Origin of the sequence: Microbispora sp. H10949, from assembly GCF_014161435.1 — a bacterium.
In the GTDB taxonomy this organism is placed as follows: Bacteria; Actinomycetota; Actinomycetes; order Streptosporangiales; family Streptosporangiaceae; genus Microbispora; species Microbispora triticiradicis.
The window spans coordinates 20,834-42,135 of sequence record NZ_JABBWZ010000001.1 but is presented as its reverse complement, the minus strand read 5'-3'; the positions used below and the strand labels follow the sequence as shown (position 1 = coordinate 42,135).

Below are 21,302 nucleotides of genomic sequence, written 5' to 3'. Positions count from 1 at the left end.
CAACAAGGCTGTTACGTACAAGGCTTGACCATGGGTCAAGGGGCGGGGATAACTGGCTCGGGGGCCTCGCAACCGTCACCTTGGAGCCGTGCATGAGCATCGTGCCCTCGTCCCCGCTGGTCGGGCGCGCACCCGAGCTGGCGACCCTGATCGACGCGATGGCCCGCCCGCCCGCGGTGGTCCTGGTGGAGGGCGAGGCGGGCATCGGCAAGACCCGGCTCGTCCGCGCCGCGCTGGACCGGCTCCCGCGCGGCGACCGCGCCGTCCTGCTCGGCTACTGCCACCAGATCCGCGAGCCCTTCCCGTACGGGCCGGTCTTCGAGGCGCTGCGGGACATCAGGGGACGGCTCCCGGCGGCGCACCGGCTCAACCCGGTCACCGGGGCGCTGCGCGGGCACCTGCCCGAGCTGGCCGGCGCGCTGCCGCCGTCGCCGCAGCCGCTGAACGATCCGCGGGCCGAACGGCACCGGGTGTTCCGGGGGATACGCGCCCTGCTGACGGCCGTCGGACCGGCCGTGCTGGTGATCGAGGACCTGCACTGGGCCGACGACGGCACCCGCGACCTGCTGCGGTTCCTGAGCGGCCAGCCGCCAGAGGGTCTCGCGGTCGTGGTGACCCGCAGGCGCGAGGAGGGCGGCCCGCCCGGGCCGCCGCTCGGCCTCGCCTACCGGCACCAGCCCGACACCGCGCACCTGACGGTCCGGCTGACCCCGCTGGACGTGTCCGGCGTGGGCAGCCTGGCCGGCGCGCTGCTGGAGCGCTCCGACCTGCCGGCCGGGTTCGTCGCGCGGTTATACGAGCGCACGGCCGGCATCCCGTTCGTGGTGGAGGAGATGGTCCGCTCGCTTCCCGGCGTCGAGGAGCCCGACGCCCTGGAACGTGCCGGTGTGCCGCTGCTGCTGCGTGAGGCCATGGCGGAGCGGATGGCCTGCCTGTCCCCGGCGGCGGTGGGCGCGGTGCAGGCGGCGGCGGTGCTGGGGCTCCCCGCGGACGAGCATCTGATCGCGGCGGTGAGCGGCGACTCCGCCGGGCTGGGCGAGGCGCTGCGCGCCGGAGTGCTGCACGAGCACCCCGGCGGCCGGTACGGCTTCCGCCACGCGCTGGCCCAGCAGGCCGTCTACGACGCCGTTCCCGGCCCGGACCGCAGGTCGGCGCACGACCGGGCGATGACCGCGCTCGGGGCGATGGAGTCGCCGCCGCTGGTGCAGCTCGCGTTCCACGCCCGGCACGCCGGGGACACCGCGGCCTGGATCGGCCACGGCACGGCCGCCGCCCGGCAGGCCGCCGCGCTCGGTGACACCGCCCTGGCCGTGGAGGTCATCGAGGGAATGCTCGACGATCCCGGCCTGCCCGCCCCGGCCCGCGGCCCGCTCGCCCTCATGCTGAGCCGGCTCGCCGCGACCGGCCTGTCGCACCAGCGGGTGGTACGGCTGCTCCGTCACCTGCTGCGCGGCGAGTTCCTGTCCGGCGACGTACGCGGCGAGGTGCGCCTGAACCTCGGCCTGGTGCTGTCCAACCAGGCCGGCGACGTCGCCGCCGGTCGGCCGGAGATGACGGCCGCCCTCGCCGAACTGAGCGACCGTCCGACGCTGGCGGCGCGCGGCTGGGCCAGCCTGGCGATGCCGGAGTGGGGTGACGAACCGGTGTCGGAGCACGCAGGATGGATGGCCCGCGCCGAGGCGCTCGTCGCCGCCGCGGACAACCCGGAGCTCGCGGCGGCGGTGCTGGCCAACCGGGCCTCCTTCGAGATGACGATCGGGTCCGCCGACGCCTTCGCCGTCGCCGCTCGGCTTCCGGTCGCCGACCCCGTCACGGAGGTGCGGCGGGAGGCCGCCCGGGCGTTCTGCAACCTGCACGACTCGGCGACCACGCTGGGGCTCTACGGTGCGGCCGAGCGGTTCGCCCGGGAGGGCCGGCGGCTCGCACTGGAGACCGGCGCGCAGTATCCCGCCTATCTCGTCGAGGCCTCCACGATCCGCAGGGAGTGGCTCACCGGACGCTGGGACGGGCTCCGCGACCGGGCGGCGTCCCTGGGGGAGCTGGCGACCGAGACCCCGCTGATCGCGGTGGACCTCTGGCTGGTGCTCGGCCTGCTCGCCCTGGCGACGGGCGAGTGGGAGGAGGCACTCAAGCACTTCCACAACGCGGGGCTGGACGCGCCGGAGTCGCGGCACGCCCCGGTCGTGGCGGCCGCCGCCGGTGGCCTCGTCGAGCTGCACCTCGCCCGCGGCAGGGTGGACGCCGCGGTGACGGAGGCCGAGCGGGCGGTCGTCCGGCTGCGCCGCAAGGGCGTGTGGGTGTGGGGCGCGACGCTGGTGCCGTCCGCCGTGACCGCGTTCGCCGCGGCCGGCCGGCTGCGCGCGGCGCACGACCTGGCGACCGAGTACGCCGGAGGAGTCGCGGGCCGGGTCGCCCCCGCCGCGCACGCCGCGCTCGACGCCGCGCTGGCCGCGCTCGCGTCCGCGGAGGGCCGGCACGCCGACGCCGCCGGCCTGTTCGCCCGCGCCCGCCGGGCGTACGGGGTCCTGCCCCAGCCGTACGCCGCGGCGCGGGCGGCGGAGGGCGAGGCGCGGGCCCGGCTCGCCCTCGGGGACGGAGCCGCCACCCCCGCGCTGAGGGAGACGGCCGAGCGGTACGCCCGCCTCGGCGCGACGCACGACGCCGCCCGCTGCCGGCGGCTGCTGCGCGAGATCGGCGTGGAGGTCCGGCTGCCGGGCGGGCGGGGGAGGAAGGCCGGCGGGCTGTCGCAGCGGGAGAAGGAGGTGGCCCGGCTCGTCGCGCTCGGCCGGACCAACCGGGAGATCGCCGATGTGCTCTTCCTGTCGACGCGCACGGTGGAGACCCACGTCGCCACCGTGCTGCGCAAGCTCGGCGTCCGCTCGCGGACCCAGATCGCGCCGCCCGCCTGACCACGTCCGGCCCGGCACGAACCGCGCGAGCCTCGCCGTCGAGGCCACGGAACGCGGGAACCCCCGGGACCGGTGGAGCCGGTCCCGGGGGTCCTCATGGCCGTCGCTCAGACGGTGATGCTCCACGAGTCGAGATAACCCGTGTCGAGGGTGTACTGGTCCCTGACCTCCAGGGTCCAGGTGCCCGCCGCGGGCTGGGTGACCGCGACCGAGTAGGTGCGGGTGCCGAACGACGTGCAGCTGACGCCGCCGCTCGACTTGACGGTGTACCAGGTGCCGTTCGGGCCCTGGAGCCTGATCCGCAGGTCCTCGGCGCAGGTGTGCGAGATGGTCACGCTGAGCTGGACCGGGGACACCGCGTTACCGCTCGCGTTCGACGTGACCGGGCTGGTGATCGTCGTGAGGTCGTTGATGGTGTAGTCCGTGCCGTTGGTGAACGTGCGTCCGCCGGAGGTGCCCGACACGGTGAGGGTGTACGTCGCGGTGTGGCCGCCCGACGAGCCGGTGCCCGTGATCGTCACCGGATAGGTGCCGCCGGGCGTCGACGCGCTGGTGGCGATGGTCAGGGTGGAGGAGCCGCCCGAGGTCACCGAGGACGGGCTGAAGGACGCGGTCGCCCCGGACGGAAGCCCGGAGGCGGTGAGGGCGACGGTCTGCGCGCTACCCGAGGTGGTCGACGTCGAGACGGTCGTGGTGGCCGACTGGCCGGCGGTCACGGTGCCCGCGGTGGGGCTGAGCGACAGGGAGAAGTCGTTGCCCGAGGCGCTGCAGCTCGGCTCGCCCGACTGCACCGGGACGCCGACCGCGTTCCAGGCCGCCTTGGTGGCCGCGCACTCGGCGCTGCTCGCGCCGTACAGCTCGACCGCCGCCGCCAGCGACGCCGACCTGACGCCCGCGTACTTCCAGGTCGAGGTCTTGCGCTGCAGCGCGCCCATGTAGATCTTGCCGGCCTTCTGGATGGAGATGCCGGTCACCGACGAGGGGCCGCCGGAGCAGATCGGGCTGTTCGGCTTGCCGCCGCCCGGCGAGGAGCCCTCGGCGAGCAGGTAGAACCAGTGGTTCAGCGGGCCGGCCGCGGCGTGCACCTCGGTGCTGGGGATCGAGGAGGAGTAGCAGTTGGGGTCGCCGGCGAGCGACGGGTTGTACATGTACCGGATCGGCCCGTCGCCGACGAGGTTGACCAGCTCGCCCACCTGGTAGTCCGGCGCGTCGTTCGGGCTGTTGGCGTACGCCTCGGTGAGCGCGCCGAAGATGTCGCCGGTGCCCTCGTTGATGCCGCCGTTCTCGTTGCCGGAACCGGCGGCGCCCGGGGTGGTCTGGAAGATGGCGTGGCCGAACTCGTGCGCCACCACGTCGATCGAGGTGGCCTGGCGGGCGTTGTCCTGCGAGTGGCCGAAGTTGGTGTAGCTGCCGTTCCAGTACGCGTTCACGTCGGACAGGCCCACACGGGTGGGGAAGCCGCCGCCGCTGCCGTTGATGCCGTTGCGGCCGAGCCAGCTGGAGAGCATGTCCCACTCGCGCTGGACGGCGTACAACGCGTCCACGCAGGCGGTCTCCAGGTTCGTCCCGCTGCCGGTGCCCCACGCGTCGTCGGTGCCGGTGTAGGCCGACCCGTTCTGCCCGCCGCACTTGAGGCCGCTGCGGGTGGAGTCGGTCATCGAGTACGACGTGCCGGAGCCGCTGGTGTTGATGGTCACCGCACCGTAGTAGTAACCGGTGCCGCTGCCCTCCCTGACCTGGTCGTAGGAGTCGGCGATCTCACCGGTGGCCGCGTCGACGAACACGTGCTGGATGCTCGGCCGGCCGGAGGCGAGGCCGGAGACCACGGCCTCCCAGGCCAGGCGCGGCTTGTGGCCCCAGGCGAGGACCACCAGGCGCGGGGCGGCGCTGTCGTCGACCCGGGTCAGCACGGTCTTCGCCTTCTCCGTGGCGCTCGCGGCGCTCACCGACGGCGAGGTCGGCACACCCAGGGTCGTGGCGCCGGAGGCCGCCGTGGTGTCGCGGACGCGTCCGTTGCCGTCGGCGACCACCACTGCGTCGCCGCCCACCATCGGCAGGCCCTTGTAGGTGCGCTCGTAGCTGACGTAGTACATGCCGCCGGCGCCCGCCGTCACGGCGCTGCGCCGATAGCTCTCGTTGGGGGTCACGCGCAGGTCGTCCAGGCCGCTCGCGACGGCCTGGTCGGCCGCGGCCGCGGCGCGCTGCGCCGGGTCGGCGGCGGCGGACCGCACCTGCTCCTGGCTGCCTGGAGGGGGTTTGGCGGCCGCTTCGGTGGTGGGGGCGGCCAGGCCCGCCAGGGCCAGCGCGGCGGCCGTTGCGAGCAGTGCTCCACGCCTCATGGGCGTCGTCCTTTCTCTGCCTCCCACGCCGCGTCCGCTTGGGTGGGCGGGCGACGGCGGTCGCGCCGCCGGGGGAGAGGCCGGGCGGCGGACACGGTGGGATTCGGGGGGTGAGGAGAGAAACGCGTGGTTCCGGGGAGCCGGGGCGAGGATGGCCCGCCCGCGTCATCCGGGACCTAGGAAGAGGTCACGTCACGGTGCTCCTTGCTCTGTCGTCGCGGCCGGAGTGGCGGTCCGGGGCGGTGGTCCGTGGTGTCGGTCCGTGGTGGTGGGCCGGGGTCCGGCTGGGGGGTGGCGGCCTCTGCCGTGACGCTAGAGCCGTGATCAGCGCCTGAATATCCGTAGAAGTATCCGTACATATACGGAAAGCCGGGAAAGGGGTGAGCATGGTGCGATGAGTGGGCACGGTGCGGCGAGACGGGTCCGTGAGAGGGGCACCGTGCGGTGAGAGCGCGCTGATACCCGGACGGTCCGGCGGACGTTACTTTCGGACCATGGACCAGATGACCGAGGCGGAGTGGCGCGAGTTCGCGACGGCGGAGACGCGCACGGGCACGCTCGCGATCACCAGGCTGGACGGGCGTCCGCACGCGACCCCCGTCTGGTTCACCCTGGACGGCGGCGACGTGGTCTTCACCACCCACGAGAGCAGCGTCAAGGCCAGGGAACTGCGCCGCGACCCCCGGGCCACCCTCTGCGTCGACGACCAGCGTCCGCCGTACTCGTTCGTGATGTTCGAGGGCGAGGCGTCGCTGTCGGACGACCTGGACGAGGTGCGGCGGTGGGCGGCCGAGATCGGCGGCCGTTACGTGGGCAAGGAGCAGGCGGAGGAGCTCGGCGAGCGCTACAGCGTCCCCGGCGCCGTCCTCGTGCGCCTGAGCGTGCGCAAGGTCGTCGCGTACAAGGAGATGACGGCCTGACCCTCCTGGCACCAGCGCTTACCCGACCACGCGCGACGCACCGCCGCCGCTTCCGGCGCACAGTGCGATGCATCGGTGTAAGCATGTAACAGGAGGTGCTTGTGAAGATCGGACTGCAGATCCCTGATTTCACCTACCCCGGGGGTCCCGCGACCCTGGGCACGGACCTGGCCGAGATCGCCAGGACGGCCGACGACGCGGGCTTCGCCACCGTCGCGGTGATGGACCACTTCTTCCAGATCGGCGTCGTCGGGCCGACCGAGCACGACATGCTGGAGGCCTACACGACGCTCGGCTACCTGGCCGGGCACACGTCCCGGGCCAAGCTGCTGACGCTCGTCACCGGGACCGTGTACCGCGAGCCCGGGCTGCTCGCGAAGATCGTCACCACGCTCGACGTGCTGTCGGGCGGGCGGGCCTGGCTCGGCATCGGCGCGGCCTGGAACGAGGAGGAGTCGCGCGGCCTGGGCCTGCCGTTCCCGCCGCTGGCCGAGCGGTTCGAACGGCTGGAGGAGACGATCCAGATCTGCCTACGCATGTGGGGCGGCGACGAGAAGCCCTACGACGGCAGGCACTACCGGCTGGAGCGCCCGCTCAACTCGCCCCAGGCGTTGTCGAGGCCGCACCCGCCGATCCTCGTCGGGGGCGGGGGCGAGAAGAAGACCCTGCGCCTGGTCGCGCGGTACGCCCAGGCGTGCAACCTGTTCCCCACCCCCGACCTGGCCAGGAAGCTCGACGTGCTGCGGGCCCACTGCGACGCCGAGGGCCGCGACTACGACGAGATCGTCAAGACCGTCTACTACCGGTACGACGTGGGGGAGAAGGGGGAGAACGTCCAGCGCGTCATCGACGACCTCGGGCGTTTCGCCGAGCTCGGGTTCAGCGAGGCGCTCGGTGCGGTCGTGGACGTCCACCGGCTGGACCCGCTGCGGATCCTCGGCGAGCGGGTCGTCCCGGTGGCCGCGGCCCTCTGACGCGGAGCGCCGGCCCCGCCGCCCCGGACGGACCCGTACCGACGCCGGCAGGCGTGGTGGAAGACGCCGTGAGGCCGCGGTGCCGGGACGGAACGTCCGATCCCGCACCGCGGCCTCACCGCGCCCCGGGGTCCTCTACTCCTCGTCCCCGGACGCGTCGCCCGTGCCGGGCTCGGCCATGCGGCGGTGCATGGCGGCCTTGGCCCGGTCGGGGGCGATCCTGCTCGCCACGCCCTGGACCTTGTTCGTGAACGAACCGGCGATGACCTTGTCGTCGCCCTTCATCAGCGCGTCGAAGCCCTGCCTGGCGACCTCGGCCGGGTCGTCCTTCGGGCCCGCGCCCACCTTCGTGTCCTGCATCCCCGCCCGCTCGAAGAACTCGGTGTCCGTCGGTCCCGGCATGAGCGAGGTGACGGTGACGCCCGAGTCCTTCAGCTCGTTCCGCAGCGCCTCCGCGAACGAGTGGAGGAACGCCTTGCTGGCCGCGTACACGGCCTCGAACGGCCCCGGCATGAGCGCGGCGATCGAGGAGGTGAACAGGATCCTCCCCGCGCCCCGGGAGGTCATGGCGGCGACGGCGCGCTTGGCCAGGTGGACCGAGGAGACGACGTTCAGCTCGATGAGCCCGAGTTCGGCCTCCAGCGACGTGCCGCGGGCGAACTCGCCGCCCACCCCGACGCCCGCGTTGACCGCCACGGCGTCGAGCGGGCGCCCGACCGCGACGGTCTCCGTCCACAGCCGCTCGACCTCGTCGTACCGCGTGAGGTCGGCGCGTACCGCGATCACCTGCCCGCCGTACTCCCGCAGGGACTCGGCGGCGCTCGCCAGCTCCGCGTCCTCCGCGGTGACCACCACGTCGAAGCCGTGCTGGGCGAACTGCCTGGCGAGCTCGTATCCGATGCCACTGGAGGCGCCCGTCACGAGTGCGAGCTGCCTGTCCGGCGTCGTCATCTGTCCTCCTTGGTTGCTGTTCCGCCCGCCCGGCGCATCGCGTCGAGCGCGAGCGCGAGCGTGGCGCCGTACACGACATGGGCCGCGGCCATGACGGCCGGACGGCCGGGCGCGGGGTCGTGCGAGGCCGGCGGCAGGATGTTCAGCGCGGGCACCCAGCCCTGGTAGGCGCCCAGCCAGACCAGCAGGGCGTAGCCCACCCCGAGCCGCACCGTGGGCCTCCGGTTCCCGGTCAGCAGGCCGAACGCCGCGCCGGTGGCGGCGCCGAAGCCCAGGTGCGCGAGGGCGCCGAGAGCTTTCTCCCCGCGTTTGGGCCGGTGCCGGTGGCCCGGCAGGGCCGCCCTGACGATGTGCCGGGGCGGCTGGCCCGGCATGAGCCCGGCGCGCTGCCCGGCGAGCATGACCGCGCTCATGGTGAGCGTGGACAGCGCGCCGGCGGCGGCGCCCCGGACGAGTCGGCGGATCACGGAGTCTCCTTCTGGGGGTGTGTCACAGGCGCTGGGAGAGCCGGTCCGCCAGCGCCTCGGGGTCGTCGACCGTCACCGTCAGCCCGGGGTGGCGCAGCAGCCCGGACGGCTCGCCGCCGCGGATCGGCTCGTGGAACCGTACGCACAGGCCCCGGCGGGCGTTCGTGCCGAAGCTGAGCCCGCGGTCGGCGAGCGACACGTGGACCCCGATCACCCGCAGCGGCGAGTAGGGCCCGGTGGTCTCCACGCCCGCGACGTTGGTCAGCGGGGTCTCGACCACCCAGGGCCCGAAGCGCACGCGCAGTGTGCCGGGACCCACCAGGACCCCGGCGGTCTCCGGGCGGACGCCCACGACGGCCAGCAGGGGAGCGAACCGGGGATCGAAGTCGAACGTGAAACGGCGCGGCGCGCCCGCGCCGGTGTCGTCGGTCATCGCTTCCCCTCCCGCGTCGTGCCAGGGCCGGCGGGCCGGACACCTGCCGCGGTCCTCGCCGCAGAGCCGACATACCCCCATGGGCAGCCTCAAACAGGAGTCGGCTCGCCACCGATGGGGGCCCCGGGGCCTCTTCCGTTCGGCGCAGGAGGAGAGATTTGACACGTTCCAATGAACTATTTCACTGGCGCTCGTTACTTTCCTTGAAATCGTCGAAAGTTAGGGCGTGTTATTGACAAAGATGTGAGGCGCAGCTCACACTTCCGAGAGTCGTCGCGTTAACCGTAGATCACCACCTCACCGGGTCGGCGCTCGTGGGGTCGGCGTCCGAAGGCGCGATGCACTTCTGTCCCGACATAGGAGTGACATGTCCTCACGCACACGATCCGGACTGCGGTCGCGAGCGGCCCTCGCCACCGCTGCGCTTGCGGTGCCGGCCCTGGTGCTCGGCTCCACGGGCCCCGCCGCCGCCGCGGAGTCCGGAGCGGCGCCCGTCCTCGACACGGCCACGTTGTCGCCGATCGCCGAGCCGAACTACAACGGCGCGACGAACACCGCCTACACCCCGTCGACCACCACCGGCGCCGGTGGCTGGTTCATCAACGACGAGGTGACGCTGAACCTGTCCGCGACCGACGACGACGCCGTCGCGTCGTTCGTCGTGACGGTGGGCACGGAGGCCGCCGTCACGGTGCCGGCTGTGCGTAGCGGCAACCGTGGCACGGCCACCTACGTCGTCAAGGGCGACCGCAACAGCACGGTCCGCTACGTCGCGGTCGACGCCGCCGGCAACGCCTCGGCGGCCAAGACGATCAGCGTGCGGATCGACACCAAGCCGCCGGTCGCGGCCTGGCCGGGCGTCTCCGGCGGCAAGGTGGCGCACAGCGCGGCCGCCGCCTCCATCACCCCGACGCGCACCGACCCCACCCCCGGGTCGGGCGGCGCCGCGGTGCGGGACATGTGGATCGACGGCAAGTGGGCCTACCCCCTGCCGCTGGACCCGGCCACCCTGTCCGTCGGCGTGCACACCTGGGCGGTCGCGCTCGGAGACGCCGCCGGCAACGGCGCGAAGTACACCCTGACCTTCCAGATCACCACCTCGGTCGGGGACGTCCGGGCCCTGGTCCAGCGGTACGTCTCCGCCGGCAAGGTCTCGGCGTCGAACGGCGACCGCCTGCTCGCGCTGCTCGCCCAGGCCGACGCCGGCGGCGACGCCGCGGTGTCCGCCCTGACGAGCTTCGGCGCGCTGGCCGCGCAGGTCGTGCCCGAGGGCTACATGCGCGACTCCCTCGTGCAGGACGCCGCCTACCTGGTGGAGGAACTGCGCGGGGTCAAGCACCCCGACGTCGCCACCGGCGTCACCGTGAGCGCGGCGCCGGGTATGGAGCGCGCCCCCTTCCGGCTCCCGACCGCGTCCGTGGTCAACAAGAAGCCGAAGTTCCGGGTCCTCCTCTTCGGCAACCAGCCGGGCGCCTTCCGGCACGAGCACATCCCGCTGACCATGGCCGTGATCCAGGACATGGGCCGGGCCAACAACTTCGACGTCGACGTCTACGACTACCTCAGCCCCGACGTGTCGGTGCCGAACCCGTTCGAGAGCATCGAGCGCCTGTCGAAGTACGACGTGGTCATCGGCGTCTCCAGCGTGGGCAACGGCGTGTTCTCCACGGCCCGCCCCACTCAGGCGGACCCGAACGTCAAGGTCGACGAGCAGGCCGTGCTCAAGCAGTTCGTCAACCAGGGCGGCGGCTTCGTCGCGCTGCACGGCGCCACCGACTCCATGCACGGGTGGGACTGGTACAAGGGCCTGGCCGGCGGCGAGTTCGACAACCACGGCTCCAACGGCAGCGGTCTCCAGAACACCTGTGGGGCCTGCAACATCGGCGAGCTGGTGACCGAGGACGACACCAACCCGGCCACCAGCCAGTTCCCGGAGCGGCTGAAGATCGTCGACGAGCTCTACAACTGGGTCGGCCTGCCGCGCCAGAAGACGCACGTCCTGCAGACACTGAACGAGTCGACGTACGTCGGCAGCATCGGCGCCAGCGCGGGCCGGGTCGAGGGCGCGGACCACCCGATCTCCTGGTGCCAGAACTACGACGGCGGACGCTCCTTCACCCAGGCGCTCCTCCACAACTGGCAGAACACCCTCGACCCGCTGTTCCAGAAGAACATGCTCGAGGGCATCAAGTGGGCCGCGGGCCGGACCGAGGCGAACTGCGTCAGCCACGACGAAGTGCGCAAGCTCGTCGCCGCCGGCACCGCCGACGGTTCCATCGACGCCGGTCTGGCCGCCGACCTGAACCAGGCGCTCACCGCGTCGTACGACGCCTACCTGGTGAAGGACTACGCCGACGCGCTCACGCAGGCGACCACCCTTCGCCGGCTGATCGACTCCAGCCAGGGCGGGCGCGCGCACAGCGTGCTCCGGGACCGGGCCCACGAGCTCGTCACCTGGATGAGGACCCTCGACGGCAAGAGCGTCCACCTGGGCTTCGTGTCCCAGCCGAAGACGACGGCCGTGGGCGCCGGCGAGCTCGCGGTCTTCTCCGCGCCGGCCGAGGGCCGGAACGTCGCCTACCAGTGGCAGGTGAAGTCGCCGGGCTCGGCCGACTGGACCGACATGACCGGCGAGAAGTCCTTCGCCATCGCCGTCACGGCGGCGCCGGAGGTCGCGGACTCCGAGTACCGGGTCCGCATCACCGACCCGACCGGCGAGGTCGTCTCCCGCTCGGCCTCCCTCAAGGTCAGCGGGCGCTGACCCCCTCCCGGTGGCCCGGGCGCGCGACGCGCCCGGGCCACCGGCGCCTTTCCGACGAGAACCAGGAGTGATCCATGCGCCAGGCCCTCACCCGGGTCGCACTCGCCGTGACGTCGCTCGCGTTCTGCGCCGGGTGCGGAGGTGCCACCTCCGCAGCCCCCTCCGCCGGCGCGTCCGCGGCCGGTGCCGCGAGCGGGCCCGCGGCCGGTACGGCGGGGTCTCCGGTGACGTGCGACCTGCGGCCGCGGACGGCCCCCGGCGAGGTGACCTCCTGGACCCATCCGGCCAAGTCCTTCTACGAACCGTCCGACGAGGACATCCCCACCAGGACGAGCCTCGATCACCTGCTCGTCAAGGACGACGCCCTGGTGATCGAATACTCGGCCCGGCTGCCCGAGGCGTCACTGAAGGCGCTGCGTGAGTGGACGTACCTGCAGACCGCGACCGTGGCCCTGCCGGGGCCGGACACGCCCGCGGTGCGGGCCGCGATCGCCTCGACCGAACTGGTCTGCGACGGAGTGGACACGGTGCGCCTGTCGGACCTGGCCCGCGACAGGACCTTCGGCCAGGTCGCCGAGCACGGCGAGGCGGGCTGACGATCACGCCGGAATGGGTCCCGCGTCCCGCATTGACGCGCGAATTCCCGTTCCCGCCGAGTGACAAGCCACGCGCGCCTGGTGAGAAACTTATCGGGTGGATACATCGGTCCCAGGCCGCCCCGAAACGAAACTGCAGGCCAGAATACTCGCGCGATTACGTGATGCCGGTCCTCGATCCCGCATTGAGCTGGTGGACCACTTCGAAGTGTCGCGTACGACGATGGGGGCGGAACTCGGCCGGCTGACGGCCATGGGCCTTATTGCCGAAATCGGCCCGGCCGCATCCCGCGGAGGGCGGCGTTCGACCGTCATCGATATCGCGGGCGACATCAGATTCGTCGCGATCGCCGTGGACACCGGCGCGGTGTCCGTCGCGATCACCGACGGCAGGCTGCGGATCGTCGCGTTCGAACGCACCGAGTGCGACGTGCGCCAAGGTCCCGAACCGGTGCTCGAACTCGCGGCGGAGCGCGCTCGCGGGCTGCTCGCCAAGGCGGGAGTGGACCGGCCGCTCGGAGTCGGAGTCGGCGTCCCCTGCCCGGTCGACTTCCGCCGCGGAATCACCGTGGCGACGCCGGTCATGCCGGGATGGGACGGATACCCCGTTCGCGATCTTCTCGGCCGGTGGTTCGAATGCCCGGTCGTGCTGGACAACGACGTCAATGTCATGGCGCTCGGCGAACAACACGCGGGCGCGGCGCGCACGGTCGAGAACTTCCTGTTCGTCAAAATCGGCGCCGGCGTCGGGTGCGGAATCGTGGCGAAAGGCGAGCTCTATCGCGGCATGGACGGCTGCGCGGGAGACATCGGGCATATCCAGGTCGCCGACTCCGACGCGGTCTGCGCGTGCGGCAACAGCGGATGCCTGGAGGCGACCTTCGGCGGCGAGGCGCTGGCCCGCGACGCCCTCGAAGCGGTCAGGTCGGGGCGTTCGCCCATGCTCGGGGAGCTTCTCGAACGTGACGGGACGCTGAACGCCGCCGCGGTGGCCGAGGCGGTCGCGGCCGGCGACGCGACGTCCCTCCAGCTGGTGCGCACCGGTGGACGGCGCGTGGGCGAGGTGCTGTCGGGCCTGGTGTCGTTCTTCAACCCGAGCCTCATCGTGCTGGGCGGCGGGCTCGCCGTGCTGGGCCACGTCCTGCTCGCCGAGATCCGGAGCGTCATCTACCGGCGCTCGCTGCCCCTGGCGACGAAGAACCTGCCCATCGTGCTGAGCGACGTGGGCGAGCACGCCGCGGTCATCGGCGCGGCCAGGCTCGTGAGCGACGAGGCGTACGGCGTGCCCCGCTGAGGCACCGATCTCTCCCTCGGCGCGCCGTTCGGTCGCGGGCGTGCCGGACACACGGAGCCCCGGCTCACAGAGCCGGGGCTCGCGATCGTCCGCCGTACGGCGGCCTGTGTCAGTCGGTGCTGATCGCGTCGACGAGGTCGCCGACGGGCACGTCGGGCAGGGCGCGGGCCACGTCGGCCAGCGCGATGATGCCCACCAGCTTGTTGCCGTCGATGACGGGCAGGCGGCGGACCTTGTGCGAGGCCATCGTGTCGAGGATCTCCGCCGCGTCGTCGTCGGCGCCGATCGTGACGGCCTCGCCCTGGGCGAGGTCACCGGCCTGGCACGACTTGGGGTCCTTGCCCCGGGCCAGCACCTTCACGACGATGTCGCGGTCGGTCAGCACGCCCTTGAGCCGGTCGTCGGTGCCGCAGATCGGCAGCGAGCCCACGTCGAGGCGGGCCATCTTCTCGGCGGCGTCGTAGACGGTCTCGTCGGCGCGCACGAACTCCGCCCAGGGAGTCATGATGTCGCGAGCGGTCGTCATGCCTTCTCCTCTCTTCGTGTGTGTCGGGTGCGGCCGGGAGGCCGGCCGCGGAGCGATGCTCAGATGCGGTCGTGGACCGCGCGGCGGGTCAGCAGGAAGCCGAGGGCGGCCATCCCGAGGCCGAGGAACAGGTGCAGCCAGTTGTCGGCGTTGTTGACCGGGACGAAGTTGGCCGCGCTGTCGTGGCCCACCAGCAGGCCGTACAGCCACAGCACCAGGTAGACGGCGCCGCCGCCGATCAGGTAGGAGCGGGCGCCCGACCAGGTGCGGGCCAGCGTCACCCCGGCCACACCGAACAGCAGGTGCACGATGTTGTGCAGGATCGACACCTCGAAGACGCCGAGCAGCATGGCGTCGGAGTGGTGCCCGGCGAACTGCAGCTGGTCCACGTTCCGGGTGATCCCGGGGATGAAGCCCAGGACGCCGACCAGGAGGAACACGACGCCCACGACCAGGGCGGCCGTCTGCACGGGCGTGCGTGCGGTGGTCCTGGAGGAGATGGTGTCCATGACGCCTCCGTTGCCTAGGGGATTCACGCCGCCTACCCGTGACCGCGCCACGTACACGGCCGCCCCCCAAATCGCCGGTGATGCGCTTGCGTGAGCGCGGTGATCGGCGCGCTGGCGGCCATCAGGGAGCCGGCGCGCTTCGGGGCGCTGGTGATGGTCGGGCCCTCGCCCCGCTACATCGACGACGAGGGCTACGTCGGCGGCTTCAGCGCGGCCGACATCGAGGAACTGCTGGAGTCCCTCGACAGCAACTACCTCGGCTGGTCCGGCGCCATGGCTCCAGTGATCATGGGCAACCCCGGCCGTCCCGAGCTGGGGGCCGAGCTGACCAACAGCTTCTGCCGGACCGATCCGGAGATCGCCAGGCGGTTCGCGACGGTGACGTTCATGTCCGACAACCGCGCCGACCTGTCCCGGGTGCCGGTGCGGGCGGCGTCGAGGACGACTTCGAGGAGCTCTACGAGCACGCGCCGTGCGGATACCTGTCCACCCTCCCCGACGGGACGATCATCCGGGTCAACCGGACGCTGCTGGAGCTCACCGGGTACGACCCCGGCGAGCTGACCGGCGGCATGCGGATCCAGAACCTGCTGGCCGTCGGCGACCGCATCTTCTACGAGCCCCACTTCTCCCCGCTGCTCGCGATGCAGTCGATCGTCCGCGAGATCGCGGTCGACGTGCGCCGCGCCGACGGCACCCGGCTGCCGGTGCTGCTCAACGCGGTCATGCGGGACGACCCGGGCGTCATCCGCTTCTGCGTCTTCGCCGCGACGGACCGGCGGGAGTACGAACGCGAGCTGCTGCGCGCCCGCCAGCGCGCCGAGCGGTCGGAGGCGGAGGCGCGGGAGCTGGCCCGCACGCTGCAGCGCAGCTTCATCCCCCCGGCCCTGCCGGAGATCCCGGGACTCCAGGTCGCCGGGGCGTTCCGGCCCGCCGGGCGCGGCGAACTGGTGGGCGGCGATTTCTACGACATGTACGAGACAGCCGGCGGCTGGGCGCTCGCCCTCGGCGACGTGTGCGGCAAGGGTGTGGACGCCGCCGTCGTCACCAGCCTGGCCCGCTACACCCTGCGGGCCGCGCCGATCCGGGAACCCAGCCCCTCGGCGGTGCTGTCCGCGCTCAACCGGACCCTGCTGCGCGAGCGGGCGGGCCGGTTCGTGACGGCCGTGTACGGCCAGCTCGCGCCCGTCGGCCATCACTTCCGGCTGACCGTCTCCCTGGCCGGTCACCCATACCCGCTGTGGGCGAGCGGGGACGCGGTCGGCGAGATCGGGCGGCCCGGCAACGTCCTCGGCCTGCTGCCCAGGGTCAGGCTCACCGACGTCGACGTCGACCTCGCCCCCGGCGACGCGGTCCTCTTCTACACCGACGGCGTGGTCGAGGGACGCAGGGACAAGGAGATGTACGGCGAGGAACGGCTGCGGCGCCTGCTCGGCGCCTCCCGCGCGATGGGGGCGGCGGGAATCGCCGAGGCGATCGTGAACGAGGCCGTCGCCTTCCAGTCCGGGCTGCCCCGCGACGACATCGCCGTCATGGTGCTCAAGATCCCCATCTGACCCCGGCCGTCCGTCCCTGTGGTTCACTGTGGATCATGCGAGGGACACGGGTCCGGGAGGCGCGGGCCGCCGCGGCCCGATGGGTCGCCGCCGAGGCCACCTCCGCCGCGAACTTCGCCGGGGCCTTCCTGACCGGGTCGGCCGCCTGGGCGGACCCCGGCGCGGTGCTGCCGCCCACGTCGGACGTCGACGTGACGGTGGTCGTCACCGATCCCGTCGCGCCCCCCAAGCTCGGAAAGATCGCGTTCGAGGGGGTGCTCGTGGAGGTCACGTACCTGTCCTGGAACCAGATCGCCTCGGCGCCGGACGTGCTGGCCTCCTGCCACCTGGCGGGCGCCTTCCGCGCCGACGACCCCGCGACCCTGATCGCCGACCCGACCGGACGGCTGGCCCGCCTCCGGGCCGCCGTGTCGGCCGGCTTCGCCGAACGGCGGTGGGTCCGCCTGCGGTGCGAGGACGCCGAGCGCAGGATCATCGGCGGCCTCGCGTCGCTCGACCCGGACCGGCCGTTCCACGACCAGGTCACGGCCTGGCTGTTCCCCGCCGGGATCACGACGCACGTGCTTCTCACCGCCGGTCTGCGCAACCCCACCGTACGGCTGCGCTACCCGGCCGTCCGCGACCTGCTCCAGGCGTACGGCCGGATGGACGTCTACGAGGAACTGCTGGGCCTGCTCGGCTGCGCGCACCTGACCCGCGAGCGGATCGGCGGCCACCTCGCCGCGATGACGAGCGCGTTCGACGCGGCGGCGGCCGTGGCCCGCACGCCGTTCCCCTTCTCCTCCGACATCACCGGGGCGGCCCGGCCGGTGGCCGTCGACGGCAGCCGCGACCTCCTCCTGCGGGGCCTGCACCGCGAGGCCGTCTTCTGGATCGCCGCGACGTACGCCCGGTGCCTGAAGATCCTCGCCGTGGACGCGCCAGGGGAGACGGGGCACGCGGCGGGGTTCGCGGATCTCGCGGCCGACCTGGGCGCCGGGTCGCCGGACGCGCTTCGGCACCGGGCCCGCGAGGTGACGGCCTACCTTCCCCGCCTGCGTACCGTTGCCGAGGAGATCATCGTCGCGAATCCGGCGATCCGCTGACCGGTCAGCCCGACGTGGGCGGCGCGCCCGTGGGCAGCGGGGTCGGCGAGCGGGTGGGCGAGGGGGCGGGCGACGGCTCCGGCACTCCGGGCCAGGGGGAGTAGGTCGCCCTCCACTGTCCCGGCGGCAGGATCGGGACGTTCACCCGCGTCTCGCCCCCGTTCTGGAAGCGGAACGTGACGGGGATCGCGGTGCCCGCGGTCAGCGGGCGGGTGAGGCCGGCGAGCAGCACCTGGGGGAGCGCCGTGCCGCCGACGTACCTCCCGCCGGGGATCTCCAGGCCGCCGGCCGGCAGGCGGGCCTCCCGGAAGACGCCGCCGGTGTCCACCGACACGAGCCGGTCGGAGCGCCCGCTCTCGTTCAGCAGCATCAGGTACATCGGCATGTCGGCGCCGGGCGAGGCCGGTGTCTGCGGGCCGATGACGAACGCGTTGCGGAGCAGCAGCCCGGGCAGGTTCGCGTTCGCCCCGTCGTTCTGCGGCATCGTCTGGGTGTACCAGTCCTGCTTGATGTCGGAGCAGGCGGCGGTCAGGGCCACGGCCCCGATGAGAAGAGCTGCCAGGAACCTACGCATGTCGACCTCGGCTCGCTCGCGGAGCGTCTTTCGCCCTCGGTACCCGAAAACGCGCCTCCTACCTCCCCAAACACCCAATCTCCGGCAGCGCCCCTCGGCCCGCCTCTCCAGTCCGCCGGAGTCCTGGGAGTGCATGCAAGTTGCATGCTAGTGTGTGGGGATGGGGATCATTCAGGTTCGAGACGTGCCGGACGGGACCGAGCGCACGCTCAAGGAGAGGGCGGAGCGGGAGGGCAAGTCGCTCACCGCGTATGTGCGTGACCTGCTGAACGAGGAGGCCGCCACCCCCACCCTCGACGAGGTGATGGCGCGGATCGCCGACGACGAGCCGGTGGCGTACGACCCGGACTTCGTGCGTGAGATCCTGCGCGAGGGCCGCCCGTGAGCCTCGTGGTGGACACCTCGATCGTCTTCCGCCTGCTGGCCAACGTGAAAGGCGACGACCTGCTCCGGCAGAGGCTGGCCCGAAAACTGCACGCGCCCGCGCTGATCGACGTCGAGATCGCCAGTGTCGTACGGGGGCATCTGATCGGCAAGCCGGAGGTGCGCATCTCGGAGGCACGGGCTCGGACGATGCTGGAGCGCTACGCGCAGCTCAAGATCGTCCGGCACCCGATGCTGCCGCTGCAGCCCAGGGCACTGGAGCTCCGCGACAACCTCACCGCGTACGACGCGATGTACGTGGCACTCGCCGAGGCGCTGGAGGTCCCGCTTCTCACGGACGACGCCAAGTTCGCCGGATCCACGGGCCATCGGGCGGAGATCCACCGGTATCCCCCGCCGGCGTTGTAGCGGCGGCGGGGGAGGGCGGCGCGGTCAGTAACCGAGGGTACCCAGGTCGGGCTGCTGCCAGCCGCCCTGCGGCACGTCACCCCGGTAGGGCCCGCCGACCACCGGCGGCACGAAGGTCTCCTTGACCGTGCGGACGTTGACCCACCGGATCAGGTTGAAGATCGAGCCCGCCTTGTCGTTGGTGCCCGAGGCCCTGGCCCCGCCGAAGGGCTGCTGCCCGACGACCGCCCCGGTGGGCTTGTCGTTGACGTAGAAGTTGCCCGCCGCGAAGCGCAGCCGCTCCGTGGCCGCCTCCACGGCGTACCGGTCCTGGGCGATGACCGACCCCGTCAGCGCGTACGGGCTGGCACTCTCCATCTGGTCGAGCACGGCGTCGTAGGCGGCGTCGTCGTAGACGTGGACGGCGAGGATCGGGCCGAAGTACTCCTTCACGAAGACCTCGTCGGCCGGGTCGGCGCACTCCAGCACCGCCGGCCGCACGAAGTAGCCGGCCGAGTCGTCGTAGGAGCCGGTCAGGACCTCGATCGAGTCCGTCGAGCGGGCCCGGTCGATCGCCTCGCGGTGCTTGGCGAACGCCCGCGCGTCGATCACCGCGCCCATGAACGTGGACAGGTCGCCCGACACGTCGCCGACGGTGAGCGACTCGGCGGCCGAGACGAAGTCGTCGCGCATGCGCGCCCACAGCGAGCGCGGCACGTACGCCCGGGACGCCGCCGAGCACTTCTGGCCCTGGTACTCGAACGCCCCCCGCAGCAGCGCGGTCGCCAGCGCCCCGGGCTCCGCGGAGGGGTGGGCGAGGACGAAGTCCTTGCCGCCCGTCTCGCCGACGAGCCGCGGGTAGCCGCGGTAGCCCGCGATGTTCTCCCCGACCGTGCGCCACAGGTGCTGGAAGGTGGCCGTCGACCCGGTGAAGTGGATCCCGGCCAGCTCCGGATGCGGCAGCGCGACCTCGGACACGGCCGCGCCGTTGCCCGTGACCATGTTGATCACACCGGGCGGCAGCCCGGCCGCCTCCAGCAGCCGCATCGTGAAGTGCGCCGAGAACTGCTGCGTCGGAGACGGCTTCCACACCACCACGTTGCCCATCAGCGCCGCCGCGGCCGGCAGGTTGGCCGCGATGGAGGTGAAGTTGAACGGCGTGATCGCCAGGACGAAGCCCTCCAGCGGGCGGTACTCCATCCGGTTCCACACCCCCGGCGACGACTGCGGCTGCTCGGCGAGCAGCCGGCGGGCGTAGGAGACGTTGAACCGGAAGAAGTCGATCAGCTCGCAGGCGGCGTCGATCTCGGCCTGCTGCGCCGACTTCGACTGGCCGAGGATGGTCGACGCGTTCAGCGTGGCCCGCCACGGGCCGCTCAGCAGTTCGGCGGCCCGCAGGAAGACCGCCGCGCGCTCCTCGAACGGCAGGGCCCGCCAGCGCGGCGCCGCCTCCAGCGCCGCGTCCACCGCCGCCCGGACGTCGGCCGCGGTCGCGTCGGCCGTACGGCCGAGCACGGCGGCGTGGTTGTGCGGCTGCACGACGTCGATGGGGGCGCCGCCGGCCATGCGCCGCTCGCCGCCGATCGTCATCGTGAGGTCGAGGGACGCCCCGGCCAGCTCCTTGATCCGGGTCTCCAGGGCAGTGCGCTCGGCGCTGCCGGGCCCGTACCCGTGCACCGGCTCGTTCGCCGGCACCGGGACCTCGGTGATCGAATCCATCATCCACCCCTCAGAGCGCGAAGGAAGAAGGCGACGTTGGCCGGGCGCTCGGCGAGGCGGCGCATGAAGTAGCCGTACCAGTCGTCGCCGTAGGGGACGTAGACGCGCACCCGCGACCCGGCCGCGGCCAGCGCCGCCTGCCTGTCGGCCCGGATGCCGTAGAGCATCTGGAACTCGTAGTCGTCCGGGCCGCGCCCGGCGCTCACCGCGAGCGACTCGGCGATCGCCATCAGCCGGTCGTCGTGCGTGGCCACCATGGGATAACCGCTGCCCGCCATCAGCACCCGCAGGCACCGCACGTACGCGCGGTCCACGTCGGTCCTGCGCTGGTGGGCCACGGAGGCGGGTTCGGCGTAGGCGCCCTTCACCAGGCGCACCCGCGACCCGGCGAGGTCGCGGCAGTCGGCCTCGCTGCGGAACAGGTACGCCTGGATCGCGACGCCCGTCTCCGGGAAGTCCTCCCGCAGCGTGCGCAGCGCGCCGAGCGTCGCGTCGACGGTGGTGTGGTCCTCCATGTCCAGGGTGACGGTGGAGCCGCACTCCCGCGCCGCGGCGCAGATCTGCCGCGCGTTCTCCAGGGCCAGGCCGGGATCGAGGGCCTGCCCGACGGCCGACAGCTTGACCGACGCCTCGGCCCGGTCGCCGAGGCCGAGTGGCCGCAGCGCCTCCAGCAGCGAGACGTAGGCCTTGGCGGCGGCGACGGCGGCCCCGGAGTCGCGGACCTCCTCGCCCAGATGGTCGATGGTGACGGAGAGCCCCGAACCGGTCAGGCGGCGCGCCGCCTCGACGGCGTCCGCGGCGGACTCCCCGGCCACGAAGCGGTCGACGACCTTGCGCGTGAGCGGGAGGCCCGACACGGCCCGGCGGGCGAGCGGGCTGCGTGAGCCCGCGAGAAGCAGGGAACCGAGCATGGCCACA

20 protein-coding genes are annotated in these 21,302 nt (G+C 72.7%); 11 read left to right on the top strand and 9 right to left on the bottom strand.

Going from position 1 to position 21,302, the window contains the following annotated elements; genetic code table 11:
- The first annotated feature begins 92 nt into the window (after positions 1–92).
- A complete protein-coding gene (locus HHX40_RS00175) occupies positions 93–2,909 on the top strand; it encodes an ATP-binding protein (protein WP_182878979.1) in 2,817 nt (938 codons plus the stop codon).
- Positions 2,910–3,016: 107 nt separating this feature from the next.
- Here the strand turns inward: HHX40_RS00175 and HHX40_RS00170 are convergent, their stop codons facing one another.
- Complete coding sequence (locus tag HHX40_RS00170; RefSeq protein WP_182878978.1) at positions 3,017–5,248, bottom strand: M4 family metallopeptidase; 2,232 nt, start codon at positions 5,246–5,248, stop codon at positions 3,017–3,019.
- Positions 5,249–5,742: 494 nt separating this feature from the next.
- Between HHX40_RS00170 and HHX40_RS00165 the strand changes: the two genes are divergently transcribed.
- Positions 5,743–6,168 (top strand): PPOX class F420-dependent oxidoreductase, encoded by a 426-nt coding sequence (locus tag HHX40_RS00165; protein WP_182877405.1) that lies wholly within the window; start codon positions 5,743–5,745, stop codon positions 6,166–6,168.
- 101 nt (positions 6,169–6,269) lie between these two features.
- Positions 6,270–7,142, top strand: a complete 873-nt coding sequence (locus tag HHX40_RS00160) for an LLM class F420-dependent oxidoreductase (protein ID WP_182878977.1) — start codon at positions 6,270–6,272, stop codon at positions 7,140–7,142.
- A gap of 135 nt (positions 7,143–7,277) precedes the next feature.
- Here the strand turns inward: HHX40_RS00160 and HHX40_RS00155 are convergent, their stop codons facing one another.
- From HHX40_RS00155 to HHX40_RS00145, 3 genes are read right to left on the bottom strand one after another with little or no spacing between them, the layout of a single operon-like run.
- Positions 7,278–8,093, bottom strand: coding sequence for an SDR family NAD(P)-dependent oxidoreductase (locus tag HHX40_RS00155; protein ID WP_182878976.1), 816 nt, complete (start codon positions 8,091–8,093; stop codon positions 7,278–7,280).
- Positions 8,090–8,560 (bottom strand): DUF6789 family protein, encoded by a 471-nt coding sequence (locus tag HHX40_RS00150; RefSeq protein WP_182878975.1) that lies wholly within the window; start codon positions 8,558–8,560, stop codon positions 8,090–8,092. The genes HHX40_RS00155 and HHX40_RS00150 overlap by 4 nt, the downstream gene beginning before the upstream one ends.
- A gap of 22 nt (positions 8,561–8,582) precedes the next feature.
- Positions 8,583–8,993, bottom strand: coding sequence for a hypothetical protein (locus HHX40_RS00145; RefSeq protein WP_182878974.1), 411 nt, complete (start codon positions 8,991–8,993; stop codon positions 8,583–8,585).
- A gap of 367 nt (positions 8,994–9,360) precedes the next feature.
- Between HHX40_RS00145 and HHX40_RS00140 the strand changes: the two genes are divergently transcribed.
- The 3 genes from HHX40_RS00140 to HHX40_RS00130 all read left to right on the top strand — a co-directional run bounded on the left by HHX40_RS00140 (position 9,361) and on the right by HHX40_RS00130 (position 13,644).
- Positions 9,361–11,754, top strand: a complete 2,394-nt coding sequence (locus HHX40_RS00140) for a ThuA domain-containing protein (protein ID WP_182878973.1) — start codon at positions 9,361–9,363, stop codon at positions 11,752–11,754.
- Positions 11,755–11,828: 74 nt separating this feature from the next.
- On the top strand, positions 11,829–12,350 hold the full coding sequence (locus HHX40_RS00135) for a hypothetical protein (RefSeq protein ID WP_182878972.1): 522 nt from the start codon (positions 11,829–11,831) through the stop codon (positions 12,348–12,350).
- A 193-nt stretch (positions 12,351–12,543) separates the two neighbouring features.
- Positions 12,544–13,644 (top strand): ROK family protein, encoded by a 1,101-nt coding sequence (locus HHX40_RS00130; protein ID WP_244302276.1) that lies wholly within the window; start codon positions 12,544–12,546, stop codon positions 13,642–13,644.
- Positions 13,645–13,753: 109 nt separating this feature from the next.
- Here HHX40_RS00130 and HHX40_RS00125 read toward each other — a convergent pair whose 3' ends face one another.
- Entirely contained in the window at positions 13,754–14,170 is a 417-nt protein-coding gene (locus HHX40_RS00125; RefSeq protein WP_117409384.1) for a CBS domain-containing protein, read from the bottom strand.
- A 59-nt stretch (positions 14,171–14,229) separates the two neighbouring features.
- Entirely contained in the window at positions 14,230–14,679 is a 450-nt protein-coding gene (locus HHX40_RS00120; protein WP_182878970.1) for a DUF4383 domain-containing protein, read from the bottom strand.
- 90 nt (positions 14,680–14,769) lie between these two features.
- Between HHX40_RS00120 and HHX40_RS37475 the strand changes: the two genes are divergently transcribed.
- Genes HHX40_RS37475 through HHX40_RS00110 form a run of 3 tightly spaced genes read left to right on the top strand, consistent with a single transcriptional unit; the run spans position 14,770 to position 17,320 of the window.
- The gene (locus tag HHX40_RS37475; protein ID WP_310737943.1) at positions 14,770–15,243 is read left to right on the top strand and encodes a hypothetical protein; all 474 of its coding nucleotides are present in this window, start codon (positions 14,770–14,772) and stop codon (positions 15,241–15,243) included.
- On the top strand, positions 15,162–16,235 hold the full coding sequence (locus HHX40_RS00115) for a PP2C family protein-serine/threonine phosphatase (RefSeq protein WP_310737941.1): 1,074 nt from the start codon (positions 15,162–15,164) through the stop codon (positions 16,233–16,235). The genes HHX40_RS37475 and HHX40_RS00115 overlap by 82 nt, the downstream gene beginning before the upstream one ends.
- 35 nt (positions 16,236–16,270) lie before the next feature.
- On the top strand, positions 16,271–17,320 hold the full coding sequence (locus HHX40_RS00110; RefSeq protein WP_182878968.1) for a hypothetical protein: 1,050 nt from the start codon (positions 16,271–16,273) through the stop codon (positions 17,318–17,320).
- A gap of 4 nt (positions 17,321–17,324) precedes the next feature.
- On the opposite strand, the gene HHX40_RS00105 is transcribed toward HHX40_RS00110, so the two are convergent.
- On the bottom strand, positions 17,325–17,858 hold the full coding sequence (locus HHX40_RS00105; protein WP_182878967.1) for a hypothetical protein: 534 nt from the start codon (positions 17,856–17,858) through the stop codon (positions 17,325–17,327).
- Positions 17,859–18,054: 196 nt separating this feature from the next.
- Here HHX40_RS00105 and HHX40_RS00100 point away from each other — a divergent pair, with 196 nt between their 5' ends.
- Entirely contained in the window at positions 18,055–18,279 is a 225-nt protein-coding gene (locus HHX40_RS00100; protein WP_182878966.1) for a FitA-like ribbon-helix-helix domain-containing protein, read from the top strand.
- The gene (locus tag HHX40_RS00095; RefSeq protein WP_182878965.1) at positions 18,276–18,686 is read left to right on the top strand and encodes a type II toxin-antitoxin system VapC family toxin; all 411 of its coding nucleotides are present in this window, start codon (positions 18,276–18,278) and stop codon (positions 18,684–18,686) included. The genes HHX40_RS00100 and HHX40_RS00095 overlap by 4 nt, the downstream gene beginning before the upstream one ends.
- 24 nt (positions 18,687–18,710) lie before the next feature.
- On the opposite strand, the gene pruA is transcribed toward HHX40_RS00095, so the two are convergent.
- Positions 18,711–20,384, bottom strand: a complete 1,674-nt coding sequence (gene pruA / locus HHX40_RS00090; protein WP_182878964.1) for an L-glutamate gamma-semialdehyde dehydrogenase — start codon at positions 20,382–20,384, stop codon at positions 18,711–18,713.
- Positions 20,384–21,295, bottom strand: a complete 912-nt coding sequence (locus HHX40_RS00085) for a proline dehydrogenase family protein (RefSeq protein WP_182878963.1) — start codon at positions 21,293–21,295, stop codon at positions 20,384–20,386. Before HHX40_RS00085 ends, pruA begins: the two co-directional genes overlap by 1 nt.
- Between the last annotated feature and the right edge of the window lie 7 nt (positions 21,296–21,302).